General features: G+C 61.3%; 22 protein-coding genes and 2 pseudogenes. 6 read left to right on the forward strand and 18 right to left on the reverse strand.

Going from position 1 to position 25,756, the window contains the following annotated elements:
• Positions 1-41: 41 nt before the first annotated feature.
• The 15 genes and pseudogenes from ACTIF6_RS26350 to ACTIF6_RS26420 form a co-directional block, all read right to left on the reverse strand.
• Positions 42-590 (reverse strand): TlpA family protein disulfide reductase, encoded by a 549-nt coding sequence (locus ACTIF6_RS26350; protein ID WP_439590685.1) that lies wholly within the window; start codon positions 588-590, stop codon positions 42-44.
• Positions 591-606: 16 nt separating this feature from the next.
• Positions 607-1,458, reverse strand: coding sequence for a c-type cytochrome biogenesis protein CcmI (gene ccmI, locus ACTIF6_RS26355; RefSeq protein WP_439590686.1), 852 nt, complete (start codon positions 1,456-1,458; stop codon positions 607-609).
• Entirely contained in the window at positions 1,455-1,922 is a 468-nt protein-coding gene (locus ACTIF6_RS26360; protein WP_439590687.1) for a cytochrome c-type biogenesis protein, read from the reverse strand. Before ACTIF6_RS26360 ends, ccmI begins: the two co-directional genes overlap by 4 nt.
• On the reverse strand, positions 1,919-2,431 hold the full coding sequence (locus ACTIF6_RS26365) for a DsbE family thiol:disulfide interchange protein (protein ID WP_439590688.1): 513 nt from the start codon (positions 2,429-2,431) through the stop codon (positions 1,919-1,921). Before ACTIF6_RS26365 ends, ACTIF6_RS26360 begins: the two co-directional genes overlap by 4 nt.
• 8 nt (positions 2,432-2,439) lie before the next feature.
• The gene (locus ACTIF6_RS26370; protein ID WP_439590689.1) at positions 2,440-4,392 is read right to left on the reverse strand and encodes a heme lyase CcmF/NrfE family subunit; all 1,953 of its coding nucleotides are present in this window, start codon (positions 4,390-4,392) and stop codon (positions 2,440-2,442) included.
• Between the two features lie 5 nt (positions 4,393-4,397).
• Entirely contained in the window at positions 4,398-4,844 is a 447-nt protein-coding gene (gene ccmE / locus ACTIF6_RS26375) for a cytochrome c maturation protein CcmE (protein ID WP_439590690.1), read from the reverse strand.
• A complete protein-coding gene (gene ccmD, locus ACTIF6_RS26380; RefSeq protein ID WP_439590691.1) occupies positions 4,828-5,022 on the reverse strand; it encodes a heme exporter protein CcmD in 195 nt (64 codons plus the stop codon). Before ccmD ends, ccmE begins: the two co-directional genes overlap by 17 nt.
• The gene (gene ccmC / locus ACTIF6_RS26385; protein ID WP_439590692.1) at positions 5,019-5,768 is read right to left on the reverse strand and encodes a heme ABC transporter permease CcmC; all 750 of its coding nucleotides are present in this window, start codon (positions 5,766-5,768) and stop codon (positions 5,019-5,021) included. Before ccmC ends, ccmD begins: the two co-directional genes overlap by 4 nt.
• Positions 5,769-5,771: 3 nt before the next feature.
• Positions 5,772-6,455 carry a heme exporter protein CcmB gene (gene ccmB, locus ACTIF6_RS26390; protein WP_439590693.1) on the reverse strand — a complete coding sequence of 228 codons (684 nt, stop codon included), beginning with the start codon at positions 6,453-6,455 and terminating at the stop codon, positions 5,772-5,774.
• A complete protein-coding gene (gene ccmA, locus ACTIF6_RS26395) occupies positions 6,452-7,123 on the reverse strand; it encodes a cytochrome c biogenesis heme-transporting ATPase CcmA (protein WP_439590694.1) in 672 nt (223 codons plus the stop codon). Before ccmA ends, ccmB begins: the two co-directional genes overlap by 4 nt.
• On the reverse strand, positions 7,120-7,902 hold the full coding sequence (locus ACTIF6_RS26400) for an SCO family protein (protein ID WP_439590695.1): 783 nt from the start codon (positions 7,900-7,902) through the stop codon (positions 7,120-7,122). The genes ccmA and ACTIF6_RS26400 overlap by 4 nt, the downstream gene beginning before the upstream one ends.
• Before the next feature lie 763 nt (positions 7,903-8,665).
• Positions 8,666-9,265, reverse strand: a complete 600-nt coding sequence (locus ACTIF6_RS26405) for a thiol:disulfide interchange protein DsbA/DsbL (protein ID WP_439590696.1) — start codon at positions 9,263-9,265, stop codon at positions 8,666-8,668.
• A 70-nt stretch (positions 9,266-9,335) separates the two neighbouring features.
• A pseudogene (locus tag ACTIF6_RS26410) lies at positions 9,336-9,515 on the reverse strand (TlpA family protein disulfide reductase); the annotation flags it as partial.
• 87 nt (positions 9,516-9,602) lie between these two features.
• Positions 9,603-10,100, reverse strand: a complete 498-nt coding sequence (gene lspA / locus ACTIF6_RS26415; RefSeq protein ID WP_035609264.1) for a signal peptidase II — start codon at positions 10,098-10,100, stop codon at positions 9,603-9,605.
• Positions 10,101-10,203: 103 nt separating this feature from the next.
• On the reverse strand, positions 10,204-12,921 hold the full coding sequence (locus ACTIF6_RS26420; RefSeq protein ID WP_439590697.1) for a heavy metal translocating P-type ATPase: 2,718 nt from the start codon (positions 12,919-12,921) through the stop codon (positions 10,204-10,206).
• A 94-nt stretch (positions 12,922-13,015) separates the two neighbouring features.
• Between ACTIF6_RS26420 and cadR the strand changes: the two genes are divergently transcribed.
• Positions 13,016-13,414, forward strand: a complete 399-nt coding sequence (gene cadR, locus ACTIF6_RS26425) for a Cd(II)/Pb(II)-responsive transcriptional regulator (RefSeq protein WP_035609259.1) — start codon at positions 13,016-13,018, stop codon at positions 13,412-13,414.
• A gap of 15 nt (positions 13,415-13,429) precedes the next feature.
• Here the strand turns inward: cadR and nadE are convergent, their stop codons facing one another.
• Together nadE and ACTIF6_RS26435 are read right to left on the reverse strand one after the other, a co-directional pair.
• Positions 13,430-14,251, reverse strand: coding sequence for an ammonia-dependent NAD(+) synthetase (gene nadE, locus ACTIF6_RS26430; protein WP_035609258.1), 822 nt, complete (start codon positions 14,249-14,251; stop codon positions 13,430-13,432).
• A gap of 10 nt (positions 14,252-14,261) precedes the next feature.
• Positions 14,262-15,497 carry a sterol desaturase family protein gene (locus ACTIF6_RS26435; protein ID WP_060985179.1) on the reverse strand — a complete coding sequence of 412 codons (1,236 nt, stop codon included), beginning with the start codon at positions 15,495-15,497 and terminating at the stop codon, positions 14,262-14,264.
• 175 nt (positions 15,498-15,672) lie between these two features.
• Here ACTIF6_RS26435 and ACTIF6_RS26440 point away from each other — a divergent pair, with 175 nt between their 5' ends.
• The 5 genes from ACTIF6_RS26440 (at position 15,673) to ACTIF6_RS26460 (ending at position 23,406) form a co-directional block, all read left to right on the forward strand.
• Positions 15,673-17,871: a protein-disulfide reductase DsbD family protein gene (locus ACTIF6_RS26440; RefSeq protein WP_035609253.1), complete on the forward strand. Its 2,199-nt coding sequence runs from the start codon at positions 15,673-15,675 to the stop codon at positions 17,869-17,871.
• 75 nt (positions 17,872-17,946) lie between these two features.
• Positions 17,947-18,579, forward strand: coding sequence for a cation transporter (locus tag ACTIF6_RS26445; RefSeq protein ID WP_035609250.1), 633 nt, complete (start codon positions 17,947-17,949; stop codon positions 18,577-18,579).
• A 33-nt stretch (positions 18,580-18,612) separates the two neighbouring features.
• Positions 18,613-18,942, forward strand: a complete 330-nt coding sequence (locus tag ACTIF6_RS26450; RefSeq protein WP_035609249.1) for a helix-turn-helix domain-containing protein — start codon at positions 18,613-18,615, stop codon at positions 18,940-18,942.
• A 111-nt stretch (positions 18,943-19,053) separates the two neighbouring features.
• A complete protein-coding gene (locus ACTIF6_RS26455; protein WP_439590698.1) occupies positions 19,054-20,370 on the forward strand; it encodes a site-specific integrase in 1,317 nt (438 codons plus the stop codon).
• Positions 20,371-20,412: 42 nt separating this feature from the next.
• Complete coding sequence (locus ACTIF6_RS26460) at positions 20,413-23,406, forward strand: Tn3 family transposase (RefSeq protein WP_439590699.1); 2,994 nt, start codon at positions 20,413-20,415, stop codon at positions 23,404-23,406.
• A gap of 2 nt (positions 23,407-23,408) precedes the next feature.
• On the opposite strand, the pseudogene ACTIF6_RS26465 reads toward ACTIF6_RS26460, so the two are convergent.
• Positions 23,409-25,756 (reverse strand): annotated as a pseudogene (locus tag ACTIF6_RS26465) (hypothetical protein); the annotation flags it as partial.

Raw genomic sequence — 25,756 nt, forward strand, 5'->3', positions numbered from 1 at the left:
ATCCGACTTCGATGTCGACATCCGAAATCCATCGACTCAGCTCACGCTGCGGCGGGGGTTGTGCAGACCTTCCCTAGACCATTCTTATCAATTAACAGTGTCACAGGTACAGCAAACGCTCCTAGCACCGCGAGGGAGCGGCCTTTTGGATCGAAGTATTCTTGCAGCGTTTTGATCCCTGTCTCTCGATAGAACGGCCTTACTACAGCGGGATCACCATCGATCGAAAGCGCCAGGACTTCGAAAGCCGAGCCGCCTCGCTTTGCGTTCAAGCGGTCCAGCGAAGGCATTTCTTCTCGGCAAGGCGGACACCAAGTGGCCCAGATGTTGAGCAGTACCGTGCGACCGCGGAAATCGGCAAGGGTCAGCATCTTGCCCGCTTCATCTTCGAAGGACAGCATTGGCAATTCTCGCGGGCTTTTCCAACGCAGGAATTTCTGACCGCCAATGTTCCGCGTCATACTCGCTTCACCCTCCTTTAAGGTGGAGACTCCTAAGCCGTAGTAGCGACTCCCGACAACCGCGCCCGCGATGACGCCAAGCAGGGCCGCAGTAGTGAACAGAGTTCTTGAGGACTTTTTTTTAACCATCGTTGTGTTCTAGGCGCTATCGCGGGGCTGGTTGTCCATCTTGAGCCCGACGTGCCCTATCAAGGCTTTCCGCTATAGCCTGACCTACTTCGGAATCGGGCGGCAGTTGACCACGTAGCCGTTGCCAGCGCGCAATCGCAACCGCGTAGTCAGCGCGCTCGAACGCCGCGGATCCTGCAAGAGCCAGTGCTAAAGGGTGTGTAGGGTCCAGCTTCAGCGCGCGCTCTAGCAATTCAGTGGGTTCGCCCGCGAAGTCGCCGTCCCGGCTTATCGCTAACGTCTCAGCGTGCTCAGTCAACAGTTGCGGGTCACTCTCCACCACCGCGCCAGCTCGCGCAAATGCGTCTGCAGCATCCTTATGACGTCCGAACACGCGAAGCGAACGCGCCAGCATCGCCCAGCCATTTTGATCGTCGGGATTTTGTCGTAACTTTTGTTCGAGCGACGCCACCATTACCTCTACATCAGCACGCGTGAGCTCCAAGCCGGACTTGACCGGCGACGGCGCGGCGGGAGCGCCGAGCGCGCCATACACGGCAAACGAGGCCAGCGGAAGTAGAACAGCGAACATGACTGCCGTGCGCTTGCTGCCCGAGTCAGCGGTACTAGTCGTCGACTCATCTCGCGACTCGGCAAGTACACGTTTTTGCAGTTCCTGCTTCGCCAGTTCTTGATCTGCGACCGGCAACAGCCCGCTGGCCACATCGCGCTCGAGTTCTGTCCATTGGTCGCGAAGTACTGCGATGTTCAAGTTTTTGCGTTCAATAGGCGATGCCCTGCGCGCTCGCCAAAGCACTGGGGCAAGCAACAGAACGACAAACACGGCAAGTCCGATCGCACTGGCAAAAAAAATGTAGTTCAAATTCATGGTTCGACATCCCGGTTGTTTGTCAGTAGTCCTTCGGCTCGGCGTCGGTCCTCGTTGCTCAACGGCAAGTCGTCCACGTTGCTGCTGCGCCTGCGCAGATATTGCAGAAGTGCAATCAGACTGACGACGAGCAAGACTGCCGGCCCAAACCACAATAGAAGCGTTGTAGCCTTTACTGGAGGACGGTAGCGGACGAAATCACCATAGCGATCAACCATGTAGGCAAGGATCTCCTCGTCGTTCTTGCCGCTTTCAATTTGCTCGCGTATCTGGCGTCGCAGGTCGACAGCCAAATCCGCGCGAGACGCGGCAATCGATTCGTTCTGGCAGACCAAGCAACGCAGTTCGGTGCTGATCTCGGCCATCCGTCGCTCGGTCTCCGGGTTCTGGGCCATTGGCACGGCGGTCCCGGCCCAGGCAGTGGCAAACGCACAGCAAATTGCTGCAAAAAGCCATCGCTTCACTTTTGCAGCTCTCTAATGAGGGGGATAAGTTTGTCTCGCATTGCTTCTGGTGTTATCGGACCGATGTACTTGAAGCGAATGATTCCCGCTTTATCGATAACAAAGGTTTCTGGTACGCCGTACACGCCATAGTCGATGCCTACACGCCCCTGACTATCAGAGACGGATAGTAGGTAGGGGTTCCCATGTCGGCGCAGCCATTCGAGCGCATCTTTGCGCGGATCTTTATAGTTCAACCCAACGATGGGCACCAGTCCGCTCTTTGCCAGATCGACAAACACCGGATGCTCCTGCAGGCAGGCGACACACCACGACGCCCACACATTTAGCAGCCACACTTTGCCGCGCATACTCTCCGGAGAAGAAGTGAGGTCGGGGTAGTCGAGCTGCGGCAACGAGAAGGCTGGTGCGGCTTTGCCGATTAGCGGAGAGGGGACTTCGCCGGGCTTGAGCGTGAGACCAACACCAAGGAGCGAGAGCAGCGCGACAAAACCGACCAGCAGCCACATGAACCGGTTCACGGCGCCACCTCACCAGCAAGAGGGCTGACTCGCATACGCAGTTTCAGTCGGTAGCGTCGATCGCTCACCGCAAGCAGCCCACCCAACGACATCAGCAGGCATCCCCCCCAAATCCAGCTGACAAATGGTTTGTAGTGCGCCCGCACGCTCCACGCTCCGCCCTCCAGAGGCTCCCCAAGCGACACGTAGAGGTCACGCAGCGCATTGGTATCGATTGCTGCTTCCGTCGTCGGCATCGAGGAGGCAGCATAGGTCCGCTTCTCCGGATGAAGCATGCCGAGAGTGACTCCGCCTCGGGAGAGTTCAACAGCGGCCACGGTCGCGGCATAGTTGATGCCGCTGGCCTGACGCACTTCGAGTAGCTTGAAATCGTACCCTCCCACATTTACTGAGTCACCAGGGCTCATGCGTACATCTTGCTCAGCCTCGTACCCCATCACCACGGTAACCCCGGCCACAAATACACCAATGCCTAGGTGTGCCACATGCATCCCAAACCAACTGCTCGACTGCTTGGCGAGCCCACTGCGCTTTGCGGACTCAAAGAACGCGACAGCGACGCTCGCAACGATCCAGCCAGCCAGCCCCAGTCCCAATCCAATCAGGGGTGACCAGCGGCCTAGCAAGAAAGGCGCGCCAAATCCGCTCAACAGGGCCACGAGTCCGGGAACTCGCAACCGCATCAACATGCCGCTGATGTCTGCGGCCTTCCACTTAGCCAAAGGACCCACAGCAATGAGCAGTAGTGCCGGCACCATTAACGGGACGAAGACCGTATTGAAATATGGCGGACCCACCGACAGCTTGCCAAAGCCGAGCGCATCGACAATTAGCGGGTAAAGCGTCCCAAGAAGCACGGATGCAGCGGCAACTGTTAGAAGCACGTTATTGATCAGCAACAGTGATTCGCGCGATACAAGACCGAAGCGCCCACCTAAACCAACCTTAGGCGCGCGCAGTGCGAACAAAAACAGTGACGTTCCCACCACCAGTGCCAGCAGCATCAAGATGAACACGCCGCGGCGTGGGTCGGTTGCAAACGCATGCACTGAGGTCAGTACGCCCGAGCGTACGAGGAAAGCACCCAACAGCGAAAGCGAAAACGTGCATATTGCGAGCAAGGCCGTCCAGTTCTTGAAAGCGCCCCGCTTTTCAGTGACCGCGAGCGAATGAATCAGCGCCGTCCCGACGAGCCATGGGATGAAGGAAGAGTTTTCGACCGGGTCCCAGAACCACCATCCGCCCCATCCAAGTTCGTAATACGCCCACCAACTACCCAAGGCAATTCCGAGCGTGAGAAAGACCCAGGCAGCCGTTCCCCAGGGCCGAGACCACCTAGCCCAAGCAGCATCCAGCCTTCCGGCTAGCAGCGCGGCGATAGCAAACGCGAATACTACCGAGAAGCCGACATATCCCATGTACAGCAACGGCGGATGGAAGATCAGTCCAGGGTCCTGCAGCAAAGGATTTAAATCTCGGCCTTCCAGAGCGGCTGGCACAAGCCGCTCAAACGGATTCGATGTGAGCAAGATAAAGAGCAGAAAGCCGGCAGATATGAGACCGAGTACGCCCAGCACGCGCGCGACCATCTCATCCGGAAGTTGCCTCGAGAGAATACTCACCGCAAAAGCCCAACCGGTCTGCATGAGCATCCACAGCAACAAGGACCCTTCATGACCACCCCATACCGCAGCTATGCGATAGACGAGAGGAAGTTGGCTATTCGAATTTTGCGCGACGTAGGCGACCGAGAAATCCTTGGTGACAAATGCCCATGTCAGAGAGGCAAAGCTGATGAGGATGAGCATGAACTGCACGCGCGCTGCTGGGCGCGCGAACGCTATCCAAGCTGCTTTTCCCCGCATTGCGCCCACCAGCGACAACCCGCCTTGGGCAAGCGCAACAAACAAGGTAAGGATCAGTGAAAAATGGCCGAGTTCTGGAATCATGATGGCTACCGCTTGTTCGCGTCGTTAGGCTTCTTTGCCTGGTCCAGTGCATGCTGCGCTTCTGGAGGCATGTAGTTTTCGTCATGCTTGGCCAGCACCTCATCGGCTCGGAACACGCCATCGCCGCCAAGCTTTCCTTGCGCCACAACACCTTTCCCTTCGCGGAAGAGGTCCGGCAAGATTCCGGTATAGGTGACCGTCATGTCCTTGGCCGTGTCGGTGACTATGAAGTGCACGGTCAGACCGTCACTTTGACGCCGCATACTTTCAGCTTTCACCATGCCGCCGATGCGAAACGTCCGGCCTTCGGGGGCGTCGCCAGCTTTGACTTGAGTGGGCGTATAGAAGAACACCAAGTTGCTTTGAATTGCATTGAGAACCAATGCGGCGGCGATGCCCAGGGCAGCGAGTCCACCGGCTATAAGCAATCCTCGCTTATGACGATTTTTCATTCAATAATTCCTGTTCTAAAGCAGATTCACCTTGAAGTTGAGTGAGCGCTGCCCGGCGCCGTCGGTGGATAAAGAATGTCTCCAGGATCAAGCACTTGGCCGTAACGGCAAGCGAACCCCACACATACAAACCGTATCCACCCATCGCGAAAAATTCGCTTGGACTATTCCAGCTCATCGCTGCTCCTCTATCAACTCTTTCAACCACCCCGCGTGCCGTTCGCGCTCAAGAACAATGCAGCGCGCACGGGCCAGCGTCGCGGCCGCGGTGTACGTCCAGCACGCCAAAACCATGAGCAGCATGCCGGCCAACATCGTGGTCGCCATCGAAGGTGCTTTGGTCAGCGACACCGACGCACCTTGGTGCAGGGTGTTCCACCATTGGACAGAAAAGTAAATGATCGGGACGTTAACAACGCCGACCAGCGCAAGCACGGCGCCGGCCTTATCCGCGCGGCGTGGATCGTCTATCGACGATTGCAGCGCTATGAAGCCCAGGTAGAGAAACAACAGAATGAGCTCTGAGGTCAGCCGTGCGTCCCACACCCACCACGTACCCCACATGGGCTTGCCCCATAGAGCGCCCGTCCAGAGGGACAGGAATGTGAACATTGCGCCGGTCGGCGCCAGGGCCGAGGCCATCATCCCGGCCATTCGGCTGTTGAAAGCCAATCCCACTCCCGCCCAGCCTGCCATGACCAGATAGATGAACATCGACATCCATGAAACTGGCACGTGCACAAAGATGATGCGGTACCCCTCACCCTGTTGGGCGTCGGTTGGTGCGATAAAAAATCCCACATACAGGCCGGCCACTGCTAAGGCTGCGGCAACAATGGAAAACCAGGGAATCAAAATTCCCGCCAATGGGTAAAAGGTACGCGGTGAGGCGAACCTAAACCAGTAACCTGCTCGTTCAATCATTCGTTACTCCAACGCAATCCGTAGCGCCGCCGTGGTTGCCCACGGCGCAAAAAACGCGGCCACCATGAGCACCGCCGCCAACAACGACAAGTGCGCGGCCGCCGATAGCCCCGCCGCCTGCGCTTCCACAGCACCAGCACCAAAAATCAGCACCGGCACATACAACGGCAGCACCAACAAGGAGGCAAGCGCACCGCCACTTCGCAGCCCCAAGGTCAGAGATGCACCGATCGCGCCGACCAGACTGAGGACCGGTGTGCCGAGCGCCAGGGCGGCTGCAAGCGTTGCTATGGATGGCAGTGGCAAATCGAACTGCAGTGCCAACAGTGGGGCGAGCAACGTTATTGGCAAGCCCGCCAGCAGCCAATGCGAGAGCAACTTTCCCACTACCAGAACGCCGAGTGGAACCGGCGACAATGCCATCTGTTCAAGTGTTCCATCTGCAAGATCTTGCTCAAACAATCGCCCAAGCGAAAGCATGGCTGCCAGCAATGCCGCGACCCACAAAACCCCCGGGCCGATCTTGCGCAATATGCCGAAGTCTGGGCCGATGCCGAGCGGGAAGAGGCTGACAACGATGATGAAGAAAAACAGCGTAGTCAGCAGGTCTGATTTGCGCCGCATGGACAAACGCAAGTCCCTTCGCACAACTCCCCCAAGCGCACGCCAAAGCGAAATCTCGGTCATAGGTCCAAGCGTGCAGTTCGGAAGGATTTTGCAACCGAGATCTCTTGATGACTGGTCAAAACCACAAGGCCGCCGCCGCTCAAATGGCCATCGATTAATTCGGAAAGCCAGTCAACTGTGCGTGTATCAAGTCCCGCAAGTGGCTCGTCAAGCATCCATATCGATACGCGCTCACACAACAAGCGTGCCAGACCGACCCTGCGTCTTTGCCCTTGCGAAAGTGCGCGGGCAGGCAGGTTCAATCGACCAGCCAATCCGACTTCGCGCAGCGCTGCACGTGCGGACTCTGTCGTAATGGGCTTTCCAGCGATCGTTGATGCTGTCAGCAGGTTCTCTTCGGCCGTTAAATCGTCCTTTAACCCAGCCAAGTGACCGCAGTAAGTAAGCGTGCGACGGTACTCGGCACCAAGCGCTTTAATCTGTACGCCGTTCCAACGAACCTCGCCAGCAGCAGGCGGACTCAGGCCAGCCAAGACGCGCAACAAGCTTGTTTTGCCGCTACCGTTTTCACCGTGCACCCAAAGACCAGTTCCCGCCTCCACTTGGAAGTTTTGGCTTTTGAACATTAACCGGTTGCCGCGCTCGCATGCGAGGTTTTCGACTTCCAACAGCGCGATTGCGCGCGAAGCAGGCAAGCTGCTATCAGACAACGCTGGATCACCGCTCATCCTTTACTCCGTTCGTTGATCTGTGCCAGCAACGCCCGCAGATCTTGTGCTATCGCTTCTGGACCATGCTCGTCACTGAAAAACAATCGAATCCGACCTCCCGGGTCGAATACGAAAATTCCACCGTTGTGATCGACCGTGTAGAACCCATCTGCGTTTGGCTTCTGGCGCTCAGCGAAGATCTTGAATTCTTTGGCGATGGTGGCAGTCGTCACTTCATCGCCGTACAAACCGAGGAAGGTTGGATGGAAGGCGGGAACATACTGACGAAGAATGTCAGGCGTATCGCGTTTGGGGTCGAGCGTGATGAGAAGTACTTGAAGCCGTTCTCCGTCTTTGCCCAAAGCGTCCTTGGTCGCCGCCAACTTTGCCATCGTCGTAGGACATACATCTGGGCAGTTCAAATATCCAAAGAAGACAGCTACGGCCTTTCCACGGAAATCCGCCAGCGTCCTAAGCTGACCGTTGTGATCAGTCAGCCGAAAGTCATTGCCCCAAGCCGCGCCTGTGATGTCCACGGCGTTAAAAGTGGGTTGAGAGACGTCCTTGCCTCTACATCCAGAAAGCAAAATTGTGACAGTGACCACAAAGACTGCTGTCAGAGCAATCGCGCTTCTGCCTGTTTCATGATGCCGATTGTTCAAATCCTGCTCCTCAACGCTTTCTTCAGCTATGTGCGGGTTGCCGCGGACATCCGGGGCTATTTCGAGTAGCTCGTGGTGGAAATGCTCGATCCTGGAGGGGGTAGCGCTTCCAGCAATCCCGGAATTTGCGAGCACCTTTTTGCAAACGCGCCATTCCTGCCGTCGTGATCGGCGCGAGCTTGCCTAGCCAAAAACAGCTTCTAAGCTGTTCAGCCGCACCAATTACTTTGGGAGGGTCAGGGCTGTACTAGACTGCGGCCACCGGCAGCCCTTTGCACGGCGGCCGAAAATTAGACGCGCTGTCGAAGCCACTGCGGCCTGTATGGCCGAGCGTCAATGGTCGATAGGATATGACCAGAAAGCAACGCCGAGGGAGCAGCGCTGGGGGGAAACCAGAAAAGCAGGCTTTGAGAGGATGCAGCGGAATTGCATTGTCCTGAGCAATGGCCGTCACAGTCTTGGACCGACTTTACTGCGTCCGTCGTCGTTTCATTCGGCCCCTCGTCGACAGAAAAAGCAAGCGGTTCGGAACATCCGCTGCAGACCTCGATACTCAAGGGTTGCATTTGCTGGCAATAGTTGTCCATCGCCGCCCATGTCATTTGGAGCGGAAAGACAAAGAAAGCAAGCAAAAGGAGCAGCCTATTCATACCTAGTCCAATACTTCATGCGCCCGTTGATCACTACGGACTCACACCGTGTTCACATGGTTTCGCATAGCGGCTCTCTGCTCCAATCAACAAACTGCACTCCTGTAGCACCGCGTATACGACTATGTTCAACTTGAATTTTAGTCGCTCGAGAGACGAAGCAGAAGTCACCTGCTTCAAGCCGTGTTGCCGGCCACCCAAGTCCCACAAGCGAGCGCGTGACACCGCCGAAAAGTGGGACACCGCATTCATCGCGCCTTCTTGGCCAGCGCGATCAGATGGTCGGCGACGTCCAGGGAGCGTGAGTTCGAGCCGGCCTGGGATCCAGATGTGAGCCATTTGCCATCCACGCCAAGCGAAGGCGTGCCTTCGATTTTGTAGCCGCCGGCCAATGCGGTTGCCTGCTTGACCTTGCCGGCGACTCCGAAGGAGCTCATCGTCTCCACGAGGCGTTTGCCATCGGCGCCGTTCTTCGCGGCGAAGGAGGCGATGTCCGCATGCGTTACCAGTCGTTGTCTCTCAGCATGGATGGCCTGGAACACCTTCCCATGCAGTTGCTCTACAAGGCCCATCGCCTCCAGGGCAAAGTAGAGCTGCTGATGGATCACAAAGTCTTCGCGGAAGGCGACCGGGATGCGGCGGAAAAGGACGTCTCGCGGCAACTTCTTCAACCAGGCCTCTAGCGCAGGCTCGAATGCACTGCAGTGCGAACAGCTGTAGGCGAAGAACTCAAGCACCTCTACTTGTTTCGAGTCCTTGGTCGGTTGGTGGGGAGAAACCTCCACGTAGTGCCGGCCCGGGACGAACTGTTCCTGAGCGCGCGAAGGGGTGAGGACGGTGAGGCTCAACGGAAGCGCAAGGCTACAGAAAACGCGTCTTTTGATCATGATGAAAAACGGAAGAAAAGAATGGTCTCGCTCAGCGTTCGGAACGCAGCTGGTCGATGAATTGATGAAGTTCGGCGAAGTCCGCTTTTCCTACAAAGCGCTCGACGATCTCCCCTCGCTTGTTCACGAGTGACGATGTTGGGGTGACATTCACGCCGCTCCAGGCCTTGGCAACCGCGCCGGTATCGTCGATGGCCACTGGAAACGGCAGCGGCTCTCCGCGCAGATGCCTCGGACTACTTTCGACAGATTGATGTCTTGTGCTGTGTCCACGCTAAAAATTTCAGCTCGCCCCAACTCACCGGGACTCATTTGCTGCGGCGGAGTTTTCGGCACTCAAGAGCGTCTGGAGCACCAGCGCAACCGCCCCGCCCACGATGGCCATGTCGGCAATGTTGAAGGCCGGCCAGTGCCAGCCGCGCAGGTGGAAGTCGAGGTAGTCGATGACGTGCCCGCGTACGGCGCGGTCGAATCCGTTGCTCAAAGCCCCGCCCAGGATGAGACAGTAAGAAAGGCATTCAAGTTTGCGCAGCGGACGCAACAGTAGCCAGACCAACCACGCCGACACCGCGAGGGCGATTGCGAGGAAGAACCATCGCTGCCAGCCGCCCGCGCCCGCGAGGAAACTGAACGCAGCGCCGGGATTGAGAACGTGCACCAGGTTGAAAAATGATGTGACCTCACGTGACCACCCCAATGGAGTCGTCATGTCGATGTCGGACTTGGCGGCCTGGTCGGCAGCGAATACGATGATCGCGAGTGCATACCACTGGGCATTGCGAAAAGGAAGGTTCATCTACTTTTTCTCGGCTTCAGAAGCTCTCTCGGAGTTACGTTCGGCGGCTGAAGTGCGCCAAAAAACAAGAATTCGTCGTGCCGCCCACAGCTTGCCTGTTGAGTCAGGCCGTCTTGCGTTTCAGCAGGCGCAGCCCGTTGAAAACGACCAGCATGCTCGCCCCCATGTCCGCGAACACGGCCATCCACATCGTGGCTTGTCCTGTGAACGTCAGTACGAGGAACACCGCCTTGATGCCCAGGGCCAGAACGATGTTCTGCGTGAGGATCGCCGCGGTGGTGCGCGAGAGCCGGATGAAGGTGGGGATCTTGCGCAGGTCGTCGTCCATCAGGGCAACGTCGGCCGTTTCGATGGCGGTGTCGGTGCCAGCCGCGCCCATGGCGAAGCCGATGTCGGCCCGCGCGAGTGCGGGCGAGTCATTGATGCCGTCGCCGACCATGCCCACCTGGCCTTCACCGCCAATCAGTCCCTCGATGGTCTTGAGCTTGTCCTCGGGCAGTTGGTCGCCCCGTGCTTCAGTGATCCCGACCTGCGCTGCGATGGCGGCGGCCGTGTGCTGGTTGTCGCCGGTCAGCATCAAAGTGCGCACACCGAGGGCCTGCAGGTCGGCCACCGCCTCACGGCTCGTTTCCTTGACGGTGTCGGCCACGGCGAAGATGCCGAGCACGCCTGCTTCATCCATGAGCAGAATTGCAGTCTTGCCCTGGCGCTCGAGGGCCTCCAGTCGCGATTGAAGCGCCACTTCGCTGAGGCCCAGCTCCTTCGCCAGCCTGTGGTTTCCCATGTTCAGCATGCGCCCGGCGATGCGGCCGCGAACGCCGCGGCCAGGCAACGCCGCGAAGTCGTCCACTTCTTGCAGCGCAACGCTGTCCCGGTTCGCCTTGCGAGCGATCGCTTGCGAGACCGGATGGTCCGAGCGGTCGGCCAGGCTGGCGGCCCAGACGGCAACCTCCTGCGCGTTGCCGAGCAGCGGTACGAAGTCGGTCTGTTCAGGCTTGCCGTGGGTGAGCGTGCCGGTCTTGTCCAGAGCCAGCGCCTTCAGCTTGCGCCCTCCTTCCAGGTAGACGCCGCCCTTGATCAGGATGCCGCGTCTGGCGGCAGCCGCCAGGCCGCTGACGATGGTGACCGGCGTGGAGATGACCAGGGCGCAGGGGCACGCAATCACCAGCAGCACGAGGGCCTTGTAGATCCAGTCGAACCAGACGCCGCCAAAGGCGAGCGGCGGAACCACCGCCACCAGCACGGCCACCGCGAACACAGCCGGCGTGTAGACCCGGGCGAACTGGTCGACGAAACGCTGCGTGGGCGCGCGGCTGCCCTGCGCCGATTCCACGGCATGGATGATGCGCGCGAGCGTTGAGTCGTTGGCGCCCGCGGTCACCTCGTACTCGAAGGAGCCGGTCTCGTTGATGGTGCCCGCGAACACCTGGTCACCTTCGGCCTTCTCGACGGGGAGGCTTTCGCCGGTGATGGGCGCCTGATTGATGGCCGAACGGCCCGCAATGATCAAGCCGTCCAGCGCAATGCGCTCTCCAGGTCGCACCCGGACCACCGCGCCCTTGAACGCTTCCTTGGCTGGGACTTCCCTCCATGAGCCGTCGGCTTGCTGAACAGTCGCGGTCTCCGGCGCCAGGTCCATCAGGCCGCGAATGGCGTTGCGTGCCCGGTCGAGTGACTTGGCCTCGATTACCTCGGCCAGCGCAAAAAGGAACATGACCATGGCCGCTTCGGGCCAATGGCCGATCGCCATTCCGCCCGTGACCGCAATGGACATCAAGGCATTCATGTTCAGATTGAGGTTCTTCAGCGCAATCCAGCCCTTCTTGTAGGTGCTGAGGCCGCCAGTGACGATGGACACCAGGGCCAGGACAACCACGGCCCAGTGATTGCCGTCGTTGACCCAGTACACGCCCTCGGCGAGCAAGGCCGCGATGCCGGAGACAGCCATCGGCAACCAATTGGTCCTCTGCGCGGGTGCGTGGGGGTCGTGCAGCTCGTCGTTCTTCTGTACCTCGGCTTCCATGCCCAGCGACTCGATCGCTTCGACCACGGGCTTGATTGCGTCAGGCGCATGGCGGACGGTAAGCGTGCGCTGCACCAGATTGAAGTCTAGGCCCTGTACGCCCGGCATGCCTTGTAACTTGCCGCGGATCAGGCCCTCTTCGGTAGGGCAGTCCATCTTGGCGATGCGCAGGACCGTGGAGACCTCCTGGTGGTCTTGCCGCTCGACCCTCATCCCGATGGAAGCGAGCGCCTTCTCGATGGGCTCCGTGGAAGGCAGGGTGTGCTGGACGCCCAGCACCCGCTGCATCAGGTTGAAGTCGAGCGCGGTAACGCCCGGCTCCTTGCCGAGGCGGTTGCGGATCAGCGCTTCTTCCGTCGGGCAATCCATGTTGTCGATTCGGTAGGTCACGCGCTCGCCGGCTGACGTGATGGGAGCCGGTACGGGCGCCTGTGGCTGTGTGGTCGGGGGTGCGATGGCAGCCAAAGCTGCCGCCGGCCCGGGGCCACTGGCCGTCAGCACTGCGGCAGCGCGGGCAGCCTGTGCCTTCATGCCGACCGAGCTCAGCGCCTGCTCCAAGGCATCGGGCGAAACCCTGTTGTGCGTAACGGTCAGCTTGCGCTGCGCAAGGTCAAACTCCAGCCGCTCGACGCCGGGCATGCCCTCCAGCGTGCGCCGCACCAGCGCCTCCTCGTTGCGGCAATCCATGTTGCTCACATGGAAGACGGTGGTTTCGTCGCTTGGCTTGTCCTTGGCGCAGCTCGTCTGTTGGCCATTGCTGGCGGAGCAGCCGCAGGAATTGGAAAGGTCGTTGTTCATAGGCATGGTTCAACTTTGGCAGGGTTTTCCCCGCATGCACATAATTTGACAACCTCTAGCTGGTATAGAGTCAAGGCTTTTACGGAGATCGACCATGATGCAAATCGGTGAACTCGCTAAAAGGGCGGCCTGCCTGGTGCAGACAGTGCGCTTCTACGAGACAGAGGGTTTGCTTCCCGAACCCGCGCGAAGCGAGGGCAACTTCAGGCTGTATGACGACGTGCACTTACAGCGTCTGATCTTCATCCGCCGCTGCCGCGCCAAGGACATGGCGCTGGATGAGATCCGCCAGTTGTTGAGTTTTCGCGACCGGCCGGCGCTGGACTGCGGCGACGTCAACGCCTTGGTGGATTCCCATATCGCCCAGGTGCGGGCCAAGATCAAAGACCTGCGTGAGCTGGAGCGCGAGCTGATAGACCTGCGCCGCTCGTGCGACAGCGCCCGCACCGCGCGCGAATGCGGGATTCTCAACCGCTTGGCCGAGCCCGCCTGAGGCCCAAACGGCGCGCTACGGGAAGGGAACGGCCGGCTGGGCCCGCTTGTGGGCCGTGCGGTGGAACGCCTGCAGGATGACTTTTGCTGCGGCTGGGTCGACATCCTTTCCCTCGAGAAAATCGTCAATGGCGTCGTAGCTGACGCCGAGCGCCGCCTCGTCGGGCCTTAACGGCTGCATGGATTCGAGGTCTGCGGTGGCGACCTTGTGCGCCAAACGCTCGTCACCCCCGAGAGCCAGTGCCAAGGCCCGGACACGCCGCTTGGTGAGGCCGCCCAGCGGACTCAGGTCGAATCCGCCGTCGCCGAACTTGGTGAAAAAGCCCATGACCGCCTCCGCAGCGTGGTCGGTACCGACCACCAGGCCGCCCGTGGCGCCTGCCACGGCGTACTGGGCGATCATGCGCTGGCGCGCCTTGATGTTGCCGAGCACGAAGTCTTCCTGCCAATGGTCATTGAACCTGAGCCCGCCGGCTACGAGCTGGTGCAGCACGGCGTCGGCCGCCGGCTTGATGTCCATGGCAAGCGTCTCGTCCGCATCGATGAATTCGACGGCTCGCTGCGCCTCGGCCTGATCCGCCTGCACGCCATAAGGCAGGCGCATCGCGATGAACCGGATCGGCAGTCCCGCCGAGCGCAGCTGTTGCGCCGCCAGTTGGCAGAGGCGCCCGGCCACAGTGGAGTCCACGCCGCCGCTGATCCCGAGTACCAGAGACGTCGCGGCTGCCGCGCGTGCGTATTCGACCAGGAACTGAATGCGCCTGTTGATCTCCGCCGATGCATCGAACTGCCGGGTTACGCCGAGCTCGGCGGCAATGCGGCTCTGTTCTTCCATCATGAAGCTGATGTTATCGGCGCTGGAAAGTTATGGGGTCCAGCTCCGACGGCCATGTGCCGTGTTCCAGTACGCCAAAGCGGCCAGTCCCGACGTTTTGTGGCGGAGTGCGGCCGAGGGCATGGCCGATAGGCACCAACGCGAGCCGTACCGCTTGGGCCAGGACTTCCGAGGTATTGCGGGTCCTCCAGGCCAAACCCAGCATGGCCGCGTGGCTGCGCAGGTGCAGGCTGAGATAGGGCTGCGCCACGATATGGCCGAGTTCATGGGCGCGCCACGCGCTGCTCAGGTCGCCGGCGGCCTCGCAAGAAGCTGCCGCCCTGGTTTCACGCAGGAAAGCCGCGCGGGCCAGCGCGTAGGCACCGGAGGCGGCATTTGCTGCCGGCGCCAGCGCCCGAAATGGGTACGCCAGCTGCGCGCCGTACTCCATCGGAAAGTCCACCTCTTTGAGTCCCACTTCGTTGGCGCCCAGCTTGTGCCTGGGCAACCGGAAGGTGCCGAACAGGTGATCCCACACCATCCAGAACTCGCCGAAGTTGACCTGGGCATCTTCGTACTCGCGCTTGTGGTGCCAGCGGTGGACCTCAGCCGCACCGATCAAAAAGCGGAGCGGTCCGATTCGGTAGTCCAGGTTGCAGTGCTGGAACGCCAGGTGCACGGCGAGCAGCCCGAGCCATGCTCCGACGGCCAGGGCCGGTGCGCCCATCAGCACCACGGCAATCAAGCCGGGCGCGGCCATCATCCCGGCATGCAGGGGATGCCGGCGCTCACCGTTGAGCCAATAGAGGCGTTCGGAGCTGTGGTGGATCGCGTGGAATCGCCAAAGCCACGCCACACGGTGACTCAACCAATGGACGCTGTAGAGGCTGAGATCGAGCACCATGCCGACGGCAAGGGCCTGCGCCCAAAGCGGCCACTGATCGGGCCACCAGATCCCGGCGGACCACACGGGTGCCAGGGCTGCGACCACGCCGTGGACGGCAAGCAGCACCATCAGGTTCACGACAGCGTGGATCGCATCGCACACGCTGTCCCGATGGTCATGGCGCCAGGCTGCGTGGAATGGCAGCCTTCGCTCCAGCAGCGCGATCACCGCGAGCGCCGCGGCTACGGTGAGTGGCACCGTCGGGAAATACGGCCAGCCGCCAGCCAGACCCCCGAAAAGTACCAGGGCCGTGGCGCCTACAACCAGAGGGTAGCTGCCGTACCGGATGACGGCATCAAAAAACGGAGTTTCTTTCGTTTTCATTTTCAGTCCTAAAAAGGGTCCGGCAGAAATTGGAAACCCTCTAGTCGCGGTAGAGTCAACTGGACCTGCGTAGAGACCCCGGGTCAGCCCGGGCTGCTGGCAGTCCGCGCGTGGAATGCACCTATAGTCCGCCCCGACGGTGCGCATCCCGCCACCGCAATGCTGCACCTGTTCCATGTTCACGCGCCTTGCATCTCACGCTGCCAACTTCCTCACGTTGCTGATCCTGCTCGCAGGCGGGGCAGCATCGGCCCAGTCCAGCGGCAAGAGCGTGGTGGTAACTGAACGCACCCGCGCCGAACTGCTGGCCCACGCGCCAGAGGGCATCGAACCGGGCAAGACCGTCTGGGTTGGCCTGCAGCTTGCGCACCAGCCCGAGTGGCATTCCTATTGGAAGAACTCTGGCGATTCCGGGCTTCCCACCAGGCTGGAATGGAAGCTGCCCTCCGGTGTCATGGCGGGCGAAATCGCATGGCCTGCGCCCCGAAAGTTTCTGCTCGGCACGCTCGTCAACTATGGCTACGAGCACACGGTGCTGCTGCCGGTTCCACTGACCATCACGCCAGAATTCAATCCGTCGCTGCTGGCCGACGCCCTGGACATCAAGCTCAAGGCGAGCTGGCTGGTTTGCCGCGAATTGTGCATTCCTGAGGAGGGTGAGTTCTCTCTTTCGATTTCCGCCAAGAGCACGACGGCCTCGCACGGTCCCGCGTTCGAGGCAAGCTTTGCGGCGCAGCCTAAACCGCTGGCGGGCCAAGCAAGCGCTACGATCGAAGGCGCTGCGTTGCGCTTGCGGGTCAGCGGATTGCCGGCGGACCTCAAGGGCAAACCACTGGAGTTCTTTCCCGAGACTGCCGAGGTGATCGAGACTTCGGCCAAATGGAGCCAGGCATGGGATGGGGGAACTTGGACGGCGCAGGTGCCGCTTTCGCCACACCGCAGCCAGAGTCCGCAGGTCATGCCTATAGTGCTGACACAGGAGAACGACCGCTGGAGCATCGACGCGCGAGTGCAAGGCACATGGCCTGCCGTGGCGGCACCGGCAACGCTATCGCCGGCCTTGCAGGAAGCCCTGCGCAACAACGCGGCCGCGGCTGCGGCGAAGTCGGGCGCAGGGTTGACGTTGGCGGCCGCTTTGCTGGGCGCGCTGCTGGGCGGATTGATCCTGAACCTGATGCCCTGTGTCTTCCCGGTGCTGGCGATCAAGGTGGTCGGCTTTGCCCAGCATGCTGGCGATCAGAGGGCCCGACGCATCGATGGCGCCGCGTACTCCGCCGGGGTCATTGCTTCGTTTGCGGCGCTGGGCTTGCTGGTCGTCGCGCTGCGCAGTGCCGGGCAGCAGCTCGGGTGGGGGTTCCAGTTGCAGATTCCCGGAGTGGTCGCCTCACTGGCCGTGTTGTTCACCTTGATCGGTCTGAATCTGGCAGGCGTGTTCGAGTTTCGCCAGTTCGTTCCCTCCCGCGTGGCATCGCTGCAAAGCAACCATCCCGTCCTGAACTCCTTTCTGTCCGGCGTGCTGGCCGTTGTGGTGGCGTCGCCCTGCACAGCTCCGTTTATGGGCGCGGCGTTGGGATTCGCGATCGGGCTGCCAGCAACGCAGGCCCTGCTGATCTTTGCGACGCTTGGACTCGGCATGGCCTTGCCGTATTTCGTCGCCAGTTGGATCCCGGCCGTTGCGCGCGTGCTACCGAAGTCTGGCGAGTGGATGGTGACTTTTCGGAAGCTGATGGCGTACCCGATGTTTGCGGCGGTGGCGTGGCTTCTGTGGGTGTTGGGGCAGCAAAGCGGGATCGATGCGGTGAGCGCGCTGCTGGTGCTTCTCGTCGCCATCAGCATGCTGGCGTGGGGTCTCGGCTTGTCGGGGCGTGCACGATTGATCGTCGGCATGATCGCGGTTGCCTGGACGGCGGGGTTCGCCTGGCTGCTGGCCGCGCAGATCGGCACCGGGCGGCCCGAGCGCGTTGTTGCGGCAAAGGAAGACATCTGGCAAGCGTGGGAGCCGGGCCGCGTGGAGCAACTGCTGGCCGGCGGGCGACCGGTGTTTGTCGATTTCACAGCCGCATGGTGCGTCACGTGCCAGTACAACAAGAAGACGGTGCTGCAGGATACGCAGGTGCTGGCCGACTTCGCCGCCAGGGATGTCGCCCTGCTGCGCGCCGATTGGACCCTCCGCGACCCGGCAATCACTGCTGCTTTGGCGGCGCTCGGCCGCAACGGCGTACCGCTGTATGTGCTCTACACCCGCAACGCTGCTCCGCGCGTGCTTTCGGAAATCCTGAGCCCGACGGAACTGCGGGCAGCACTTTCAACGGTGCCTGCGGCGGCTTCCGCAATTGACCGGGCGCCGCTGAGGCGTCCTGCGGTTGCGCCGTAGCATTTTCGCTACATCACACATTGACCCTTCAGTCGCTTCGGGCCCGATGATCTTAGAAATTTGAAAGAGCAACTCATGGCTGAAACTGACGATGACGACGAGTTCGGGCTGGATGCGAGCAACGCGGCAGACCGCAAGATCCTGCGAACAGTGCTGCTCATCAACCTGGGACAGGCCGCCGCCAGCATCGGCCTTGGCGTGTGGGCTGCCTCTACTGCGCTGATGGGCGCCGGTTTGGACAACCTCGCCGACGCGTCGGTCTATGCGGTCAGCATGTACGCCGTGGGTCGGGCGGCGCTGGTCAAGGTCCGCGCGGCGCGCTTGTCGGGGTTCTTGCTCATTGGGCTTGCCGTGCTACTGCTTGTGGAAGTCCTGCGCCGCTTTGCTGGCGGCGAGGAGCCAGTGGGCCCAGCGATGATGGCCGTGGCCGCGGCGAACGCAGCTTTGAACCTTGTGTGCCTAAGGTTGCTGCGACGGCATCGTGGGGAAGACGTGAACTTCAAGGCATCCGCGATCTTCACGAGCAACGACTCCATCGTCAATGGAGCCATCGTGCTTTCAGGGGCGTTGGTCATGTGGCTGGGATCAAACATCCCAGACCTCATCCTGGGGGTCGTGGTGGCGGGGATCGCGGCGAATGGCGGTAAGGAGATCTTGGAAGAAGCGTCCAAGACAACACGAGTTGAGGCCACCCAGGACACCCGATGAGAGGGTCTTGCAGGTGCAACAAGGAGTACGCAAATGAATGGGCACAATGAAAGCACGATCGAGGAAGGCGGCACGAATGTCTATGCAGACCTGGGTTACACCAACGCTGCAGAAATGCAGCGTAAATCCCAGCTCGCGGGCGAGATCGCCCGTGCGATCAAGGCACGTCGTCTGACACAAGAAGGTGCTGCAACGCTGTTGGGCATCGATCAATCCAAGGTCTCGCGCATCACGCGCGGCCAGTTCCGCGGTGACAGCGAAGCCAAGCTGCTGGAGCTGGTGGCCAAGCTGGGACACGACGTGAAGATCGTGGTCGGCCCGGTGCGGCGGCGCGCCGGCAAGATCGAGCTGCAATTTGCCTGAGTTCGCCCTGCGGCGAGAGGAGCGTTCCAAAGTCCGAGGCGATGGTTGCGGCAAAAATACATCGGCTGGCGACATTCCTCCTGAGTGAGTAACGGCCCTGACGACCGCGATATGACCCGTCTTGCTCAATACATCGAGGCAGCCGAGAGCGACAACACGCGCCGGAGCTACGCTTCGGCCATCCGCCATTTTGAGATTGAGTGGAAAGGTTTGCTGCCTTCCACGGCGGACGCGATTGCCCGCTACCTGGCCGACCACGCGGCTACCCTGGCCATCAACACCCTACGCCAGCGGCTGGCGGCGCTGTCTCGCTGGCACACCGACCAAGGCTTCCCCGATCCCACCAAATCGGCCTTGGCGCGCCAGGTCCTCAAGGGCATTCGCTCCGTTCACACGGTGCCAGAAAAGCGCGCCCGCCCACTCGAACTGGCCGTGCTTCAGCAAGTCGATCAATGGCTCGATAGCGCCATCAGCCATGCGCAGCGGTCCGGCGACCAGCAAGCCTTGTTGCGCCACACGCGCGACCGCAGCCTGATGCTGCTGGGATTTTGGCGCGGCTTTCGCTCCGACGAACTGGTCAACCTGCGCGTTGAGAACACCGAGGTCACACCGGGCCAGGGCATGGCCTGCTACCTGGGCCGCAGCAAAGGCGACAGGCAACTGCAGGGCCGTTTTTTCAAATGCCCGGCCCTGTCCCGCTTATGCCCCGTGACGGCCTTCAATGCCTGGGCCAGCCTCGCTGGATTGACCGAGGGCCCAGTGTTCCGCAAGATTGATCGCTGGGGCCATGTTGCCGAGGAGAGTCTGCACGCCAACAGCCTGATCCCCTTGCTGCGCAGCCTGTTCGCCCAAGCTGGCGTTGAGTCGCCCGAGGAATACAGCAGCCACTCCATGCGCCGCGGCTTTGCCGGCTGGGCTCGCGCCAGCGGCTGGGACATCAAGGAGCTGATGGAATACGTCGGCTGGAAGGATGTCAAATCGGCCATGCGCTACCTGGATACGTCGGATTCCAGCCTGCAAGCCCGGTTCGAGCAGGGCCTGCCTGCGTTGGCACCGGCCGTTCAGCAGCCACCGCCTGCGTTGCTTTTGCGGACAGAGCCGGCGGGCGTTCCCCGTCCGCCGGCCGAAGGAACAACGCCCGTGGCGGTCCTGCGCGTCACGATGGTGCTGGCCCGCTTTAGCAAGCAGTCGCGCGGCCTGGCCCGCGGCCACCGGCTGATCGAGCAGACCTGTTTTGAGCGTTTTTCCATGCAACGCCTGAATGCCGAGGGCACACTCTACGAGTTGAGCATTCCTTACCTGTCCCGCGACTCGCTGGACGAGGTGATCGCCACGCTGCTCGATGACATGTACCGCGTCGCCGAGGACAACCAGTGCCTGCTGGAAACCTCGTTTCACGAACCCGCCACCGATTCACACTGGGATTGAGGCGATGGGTAGACAGGCAACCAAGCGGGGTCGTCGCCGCAAATGACCACGCTCCATGAGACGGCCTATCCCAGCCTGAAGCCCGATCCGACACCCCGTGAGTTGGCGGAGCTTTACACGCCGACCGAAGATGAACAACGCCTGGCTGCCGGCATCGGCAAGCGCGCCCTGCCGCGCATGGCGGCGCTGATCCACCTGAAGGTCTTCCAGCGTCTGGGTTATTTCATCCCCTTGGCCGAGGTGCCCCCGGCGATCCGAGAGCACATTGCGCAGCAGGTGGGTGCGGCTCGGCCGCCCCTGGCAGCGGACCTCAAGCGCTTCGAGGCCTCGGGCTCGCGCATGGCGCTTTTCGCGGCTTTGCGCCGGCACTTGAATGTCAAACCCTTGAACTCGGCGGGCCACGCCTGGCTGGAGGTCGTGGCCAACACGGCGGCCGAGACCAAACACGCGGTGGCCGACATCATCAACGTGATGCTGGAGGAGTTGGTCCACCATCGCTACGAGTTGCCGGCCTTCTCGACGCTGGACCGGATGGCGTTTCGTGCCCGGGAAAAGAGCAACAGCCGGTACTTCTCCGCGATCACCCGTCAGTTGACGGCTCATACCAAGGCCCTGATCGACGGCTTGCTTAAAACCGCCACGGGTGAGTCGGCTTCGCCCTGGCAAATGCTCAAGCGCGAACCCAAGCGGCCGACCAACAAGGAAACGCGCACCTACATTCAGCACATCCGGCGCCTGCAATACCTGGTGGAGCAGCTTCCCAAGCCCGACGTGCCGGTGCCCAAGCTCAAGCAGTTCCGGCACCTGGCGCGCGCCCTCGATGCGGCAGAGATGGCCCAACTCAAGCCGCAAAAGCGCTACGCCCTGGCGGTGATCTTCATCCGGGCGCAGCATGCTCAGTCTCTGGACGATGCCGCGGACCTGTTCATTCGCCTCATGCAGAACCTGGAAAACAATGCCAGGCAGAAGTTGCTCTCCTTCCAGCAGGAGCGGGTCCAGAAAACCGACATGCTGGTCGGTCAGCTCAAAGACATCCTGGGCGCCTACCAATTGGAGGGGACGGATAGCCAGCGCGTTGAAGCCATCAGCACCACCCTCGTGGCCGAGGTGGACGAACTGCTGAACGAATGCGAGCAGCACCTGGCCTACGCCGGCCGCAACCACCTGCCTTTCCTGCTGCAGCCCTACAAGATGGTCCGGGCCCAGTTGCTCAACTGCATTGGCATCGCCTCGCCCAAAGCCAGCAGCGAGGACCACGTGGTGGAGCGGCTGATTGAGGCCCTTTACAAGCTGCGTGACAACCGCGCGGACATCGTATTGCTGGACATGCTGGGCCTGAGTGAAGACAAGGACCTTCGATGGATGTCCGCCCAGTGGAAGAGGCTGGTGCTGGTCCGGCCATCAGGCAAGGGCCGGGCAGAGGCTGTTCATCGCCGATATTTTGAGCTGGCGGTCATGCATGCGGTCAAGGACGACCTGAAGTCGGGCGATCTCTTCATCAAGTACGGCGAGCGCTATGACGACTACCGCGAGCAGCTGGTCGATGACGAAACCTTTGAAAAGGAGGTCGGCGACTATGGCCAGGTCACCGGCATCGAGACAGATCCCGGCACCTTTGTGACGATGCTCAAATCCGCCATGGCTCAGCGGGCTCGGGACATCGACGCCGCTTTCCCGGAAAACGCCCATGCCGAGATCGTCGATGGCCGCCTGATTCTGCGCAAACCGCCGCGCTCCGAAATCGTCGAGGCCGCCGCGCGGATCGACGCCATGATCACCGAACGGATGCAAGCGGCCAGCATCGTGGATGTCATGATCGACACCGAACGCTGGCTCGACCTGCACAAGCTGTTCCGGCCGTTGGCCGGGACGGACAGCCGCCTTGCGGACCTGCGCATGCGCGTCATCACGACGCTGTTTTGCTACGGCTGCAACCTCGGGCCGGTGCAGACCGCCAAATCCATCAAAGGGCTGAGCCGCCGCCAGATTTCCTGGCTGAACCTGAAATACGTCAGCGAGGACCTGCTGGACAAGGCCATTGTCAAGGTGATCAATGCGTACAACAAGTTTGAACTGCCAGGCTACTGGGGCACCGGCAAGCACGCGTCGGCGGACGGTACGAAGTGGAATCTTTACGAGCAGAACTTGCTGTCCGAGCACCATATCCGCTATGGCGGGTACGGTGGCATCGGCTACTACCATGTGTCCGACAAGTTCATCGCGCTGTTCAGCCATTTCATTTCCTGCGGGACCTATGAAGGCATCCACATCCTGGACGGGCTGATGACCAACGAGTCCGATATTCGGCCCGACACGATCCATGGAGACACGCAGGCCCAGAGTTACCCGGTCTTCGCGCTGGCCCACTTGCTGGGCATCCAGCTCATGCCGCGCATCCGGGGTATCCAGGACCTCAAATTCCATCGCCCAGAGCCGGGCAATGCTTACCGGAACATCAATGCCCTGTTCAGCGACGTGATCGACTGGCGGCTGATTGAACTGCATTTGCCGGCGATGCTGCGGGTGGCGGTTTCCATCAAGACCGGCAAGATCACGCCGTCGGCCATCCTGCGCCGGCTGGGCACCTACAGCCGCAAGAACAAGCTGTATTTCGCGTTTGTGGAACTCGGCAAGGTCATCCGGACCATGTTCCTGCTGAGCTACATCGGCGATGTCGGTCTGCGCAAGGTGATCCATGCCGAAACCAACAAGAGCGAGCAATTCAATGGCTTTGCCGGCTGGTCCTTCCTCGGGGGAGAGGGGATCATTGCCGAGAACATCCGGCACGAGCAGCGCAAGGTGATCAAGTACAACCACCTCGTAGCCAACATGATCATCTTGCACAACGTGGTGGGCATGACGCGGGTTCTGCAGGAGCTTCGAGATGAGGGCTCCGAGATCACGCTGGAGATTCTGGGGGGCCTGGCGCCGTTTCGCACGGCGCACATCAATCGGTTTGGGGACTACACGCTGGACTTCAAAAGGAAGATCGGCCCTTTGAATTTCGATGCCACCATAATTCCAATGGAATCATAGGCTTAAGGTCGTTTCTGCGGTTTTTTACATGAATCCCTGCCGACCCTCGTGTAGGCCTGGATCTCCTGCATAAACGCGGCCGGGATGCCCACGCGGGCTTCTGGCGGCAGGGTGCTGGCGTCCTGCTGGCGCAGGGGAGCGGCGCGCCCGGCGCTCAGCACAGGCTTCCAAGCGAGCGATTCCTGCACCGCCTCATGCATGCGGCGCAGGTCGACCAGGCGGGTCGGCTCGGCCGCGTCGTTGAGGAAGGGCTCCATCTCCGGCCACTCAGCCAGCGTTTCTTCGGCTGCGATGGGGTTGGCGCGCAGGAGCCACACCGGGGCGCTGGAGGTGACTTTGAGCTTGCTCCGCGTCTCGCTGACCGCGTGGCGCGTGACCCAGCCCCAGCAGGCGCCGATGGCTGTGCCGCGTGCGTCGGGCGTGGCAGAGCCAATGCGCGATCCGTACGGAGCCCGGTCTTCCTCGCGCGCAGCGGTGTACAGGGCGAAGCGGGCCTTGCCAGTTCGAGAAAACCGCAGCGGCTGGACGCCCAGCTCGTTCGAGAGCGCGCGCGCCTTCTCAAGCAGTTCTTCTCCCAGTCGCTGGCTGGGGTACATGAGGGTCAGGATGGCATTGACTGCCGGCGTGTCGCCTACCTGCGGCGCGTCGGCGCCACCATGGTCGGCCCGCCACGTGGCGATGGCGTTGTCGATGGCCTGGTCCACGGTGGCCACGCTCAGCACCTGGGCCTGCAGGGCGGCCTCACGCAGGTAGGCGCGCAGGCTGGCCTGTTCGTCTCGCTCGTGCTCCAGCACCGTCTGCACGTAGCGCAGGGTGCGCAACCAGCTGATGTCGGCGCTTCGGTTGGTGCGGCTGTGCAGGTAGTGGCTCACATCCTCCAGCTGCACGGTGTCCAGGCACAGGAACCAGGTGTCCATTTCGGTGGGGGCTTTGGGGCCGTCGAGCCATGCGGTGGCCAGCACCTGCCGATGATCTGGATTGCGCATCGGAATCTGGACCTTGTGAAAGCCCCCGCTGGCGCGCGCCACGAACTGGCTGGGCACTCCCGTTTCGATGGGCTTGAGTTTTCGGATGTTGGTGCCGGCGCCCTGCACCGCCTTGAGCTGGTTGCCCGGCGCCACGGCCACACGCGAGCCGCTGCGCAGGTAGCTGTTGCGCTCGGCGATCCACTCCATCACCGGGGCGCGCGAGCCCTCGCCCAGCAAGGCGTGCTCCTCATCGTCGTGGACGAACTGGAAGTATTGGCGCTGGAAGTCGAGGCTGAGCATGCGCATGGCCTGCTCGCGCGGGTAGAAGTCGCCGAAGAGGCGCTCCCGGTGGTCGAGCCCGCACAGCAGGATGAGCAGGCGGGTGTAGTGCAGGTTGGTGCTCTCCCAATCGGCGTTGGCCTTGCCGAAGCGAACATCGTGCAGGCCGATGGTGGATCCGTCGAGCCCCTCGAAGTGGCCCCGGACCTCGTGCGCCGCAGGGAACAGGCGCTCCGCTGCCTCGTGCGAGGGTTCATCTGAATACACCGCATGCACGTTCTGGCCGTTGCGCACCAGCAGGAACACCGCCTTGTTGGCGATGTCGTTCATCAGGCGGTCGTACCAGTGCATGTTCGCGCTGTAGCGGATCTGCCGGCGCGTCACAGCCATGGTGACCACGCAGCGCGGGGCTGGCAGCACCTGGTCGAGCAGCGCATCGTTTTCGCGCAAGGCGGTGAAGAAGCGCTCGGCGGAGCGCCAGTCGAACTCAACGCCCGCGTCAGCCCAGATGGCCAATTCCTCGTCCATGTAGCGTTTTGATTGCAGGAGCGTCAGGCGCTCACGGCTGGGCGCGTCGTTGCCTTGGCGCACCTGCACCACGTCCACGCCCTCACCGGTGTACAGGCGCAGGGTCTGGATGCCCTCCTGCAGGCTCTTAACGTGGGCAATGACCTTGTGCGCACTGGCCAGGGCGACTTTCTGCTGCTCGGTGTAGAAAGGTGTGAGGCGCTCCAACTCGCGCCCGATCTCTTTGGCGCGGGCGCTGATCCAGTTGCTCAGAGCCTCACCGCGCGCGATGTGGCGTCCGGCTTCCAGCGTGAGTTCGTACACCCCATCCGGGCTGATGCCCTCGTGCAGGATGTCGCTCACCGAGTTGGACAGGGTCATCTGGCGCAGCGCGATCGGGTTGCCCTTCTCGGCGGAACGGCGGGCCGCGCGGCGGTGGATGCGGCGCAGATCGGCTTCGCGCTTCTCGCGCTCTTGCACCTGCGCCTGCACGCGGGAAATCTGCTGCTGCTCGTACAGCTGTTGATTCATCAGCACAACTGAGCCAGTGATCACGTCGAATATTGAGCCACTGGGTTGATGGGTTTTCTGGCTAC

This window comes from Hydrogenophaga sp. (genome assembly GCF_051860785.1).
Lineage (GTDB): Bacteria > Pseudomonadota > Gammaproteobacteria > Burkholderiales > Burkholderiaceae_C > Hydrogenophaga.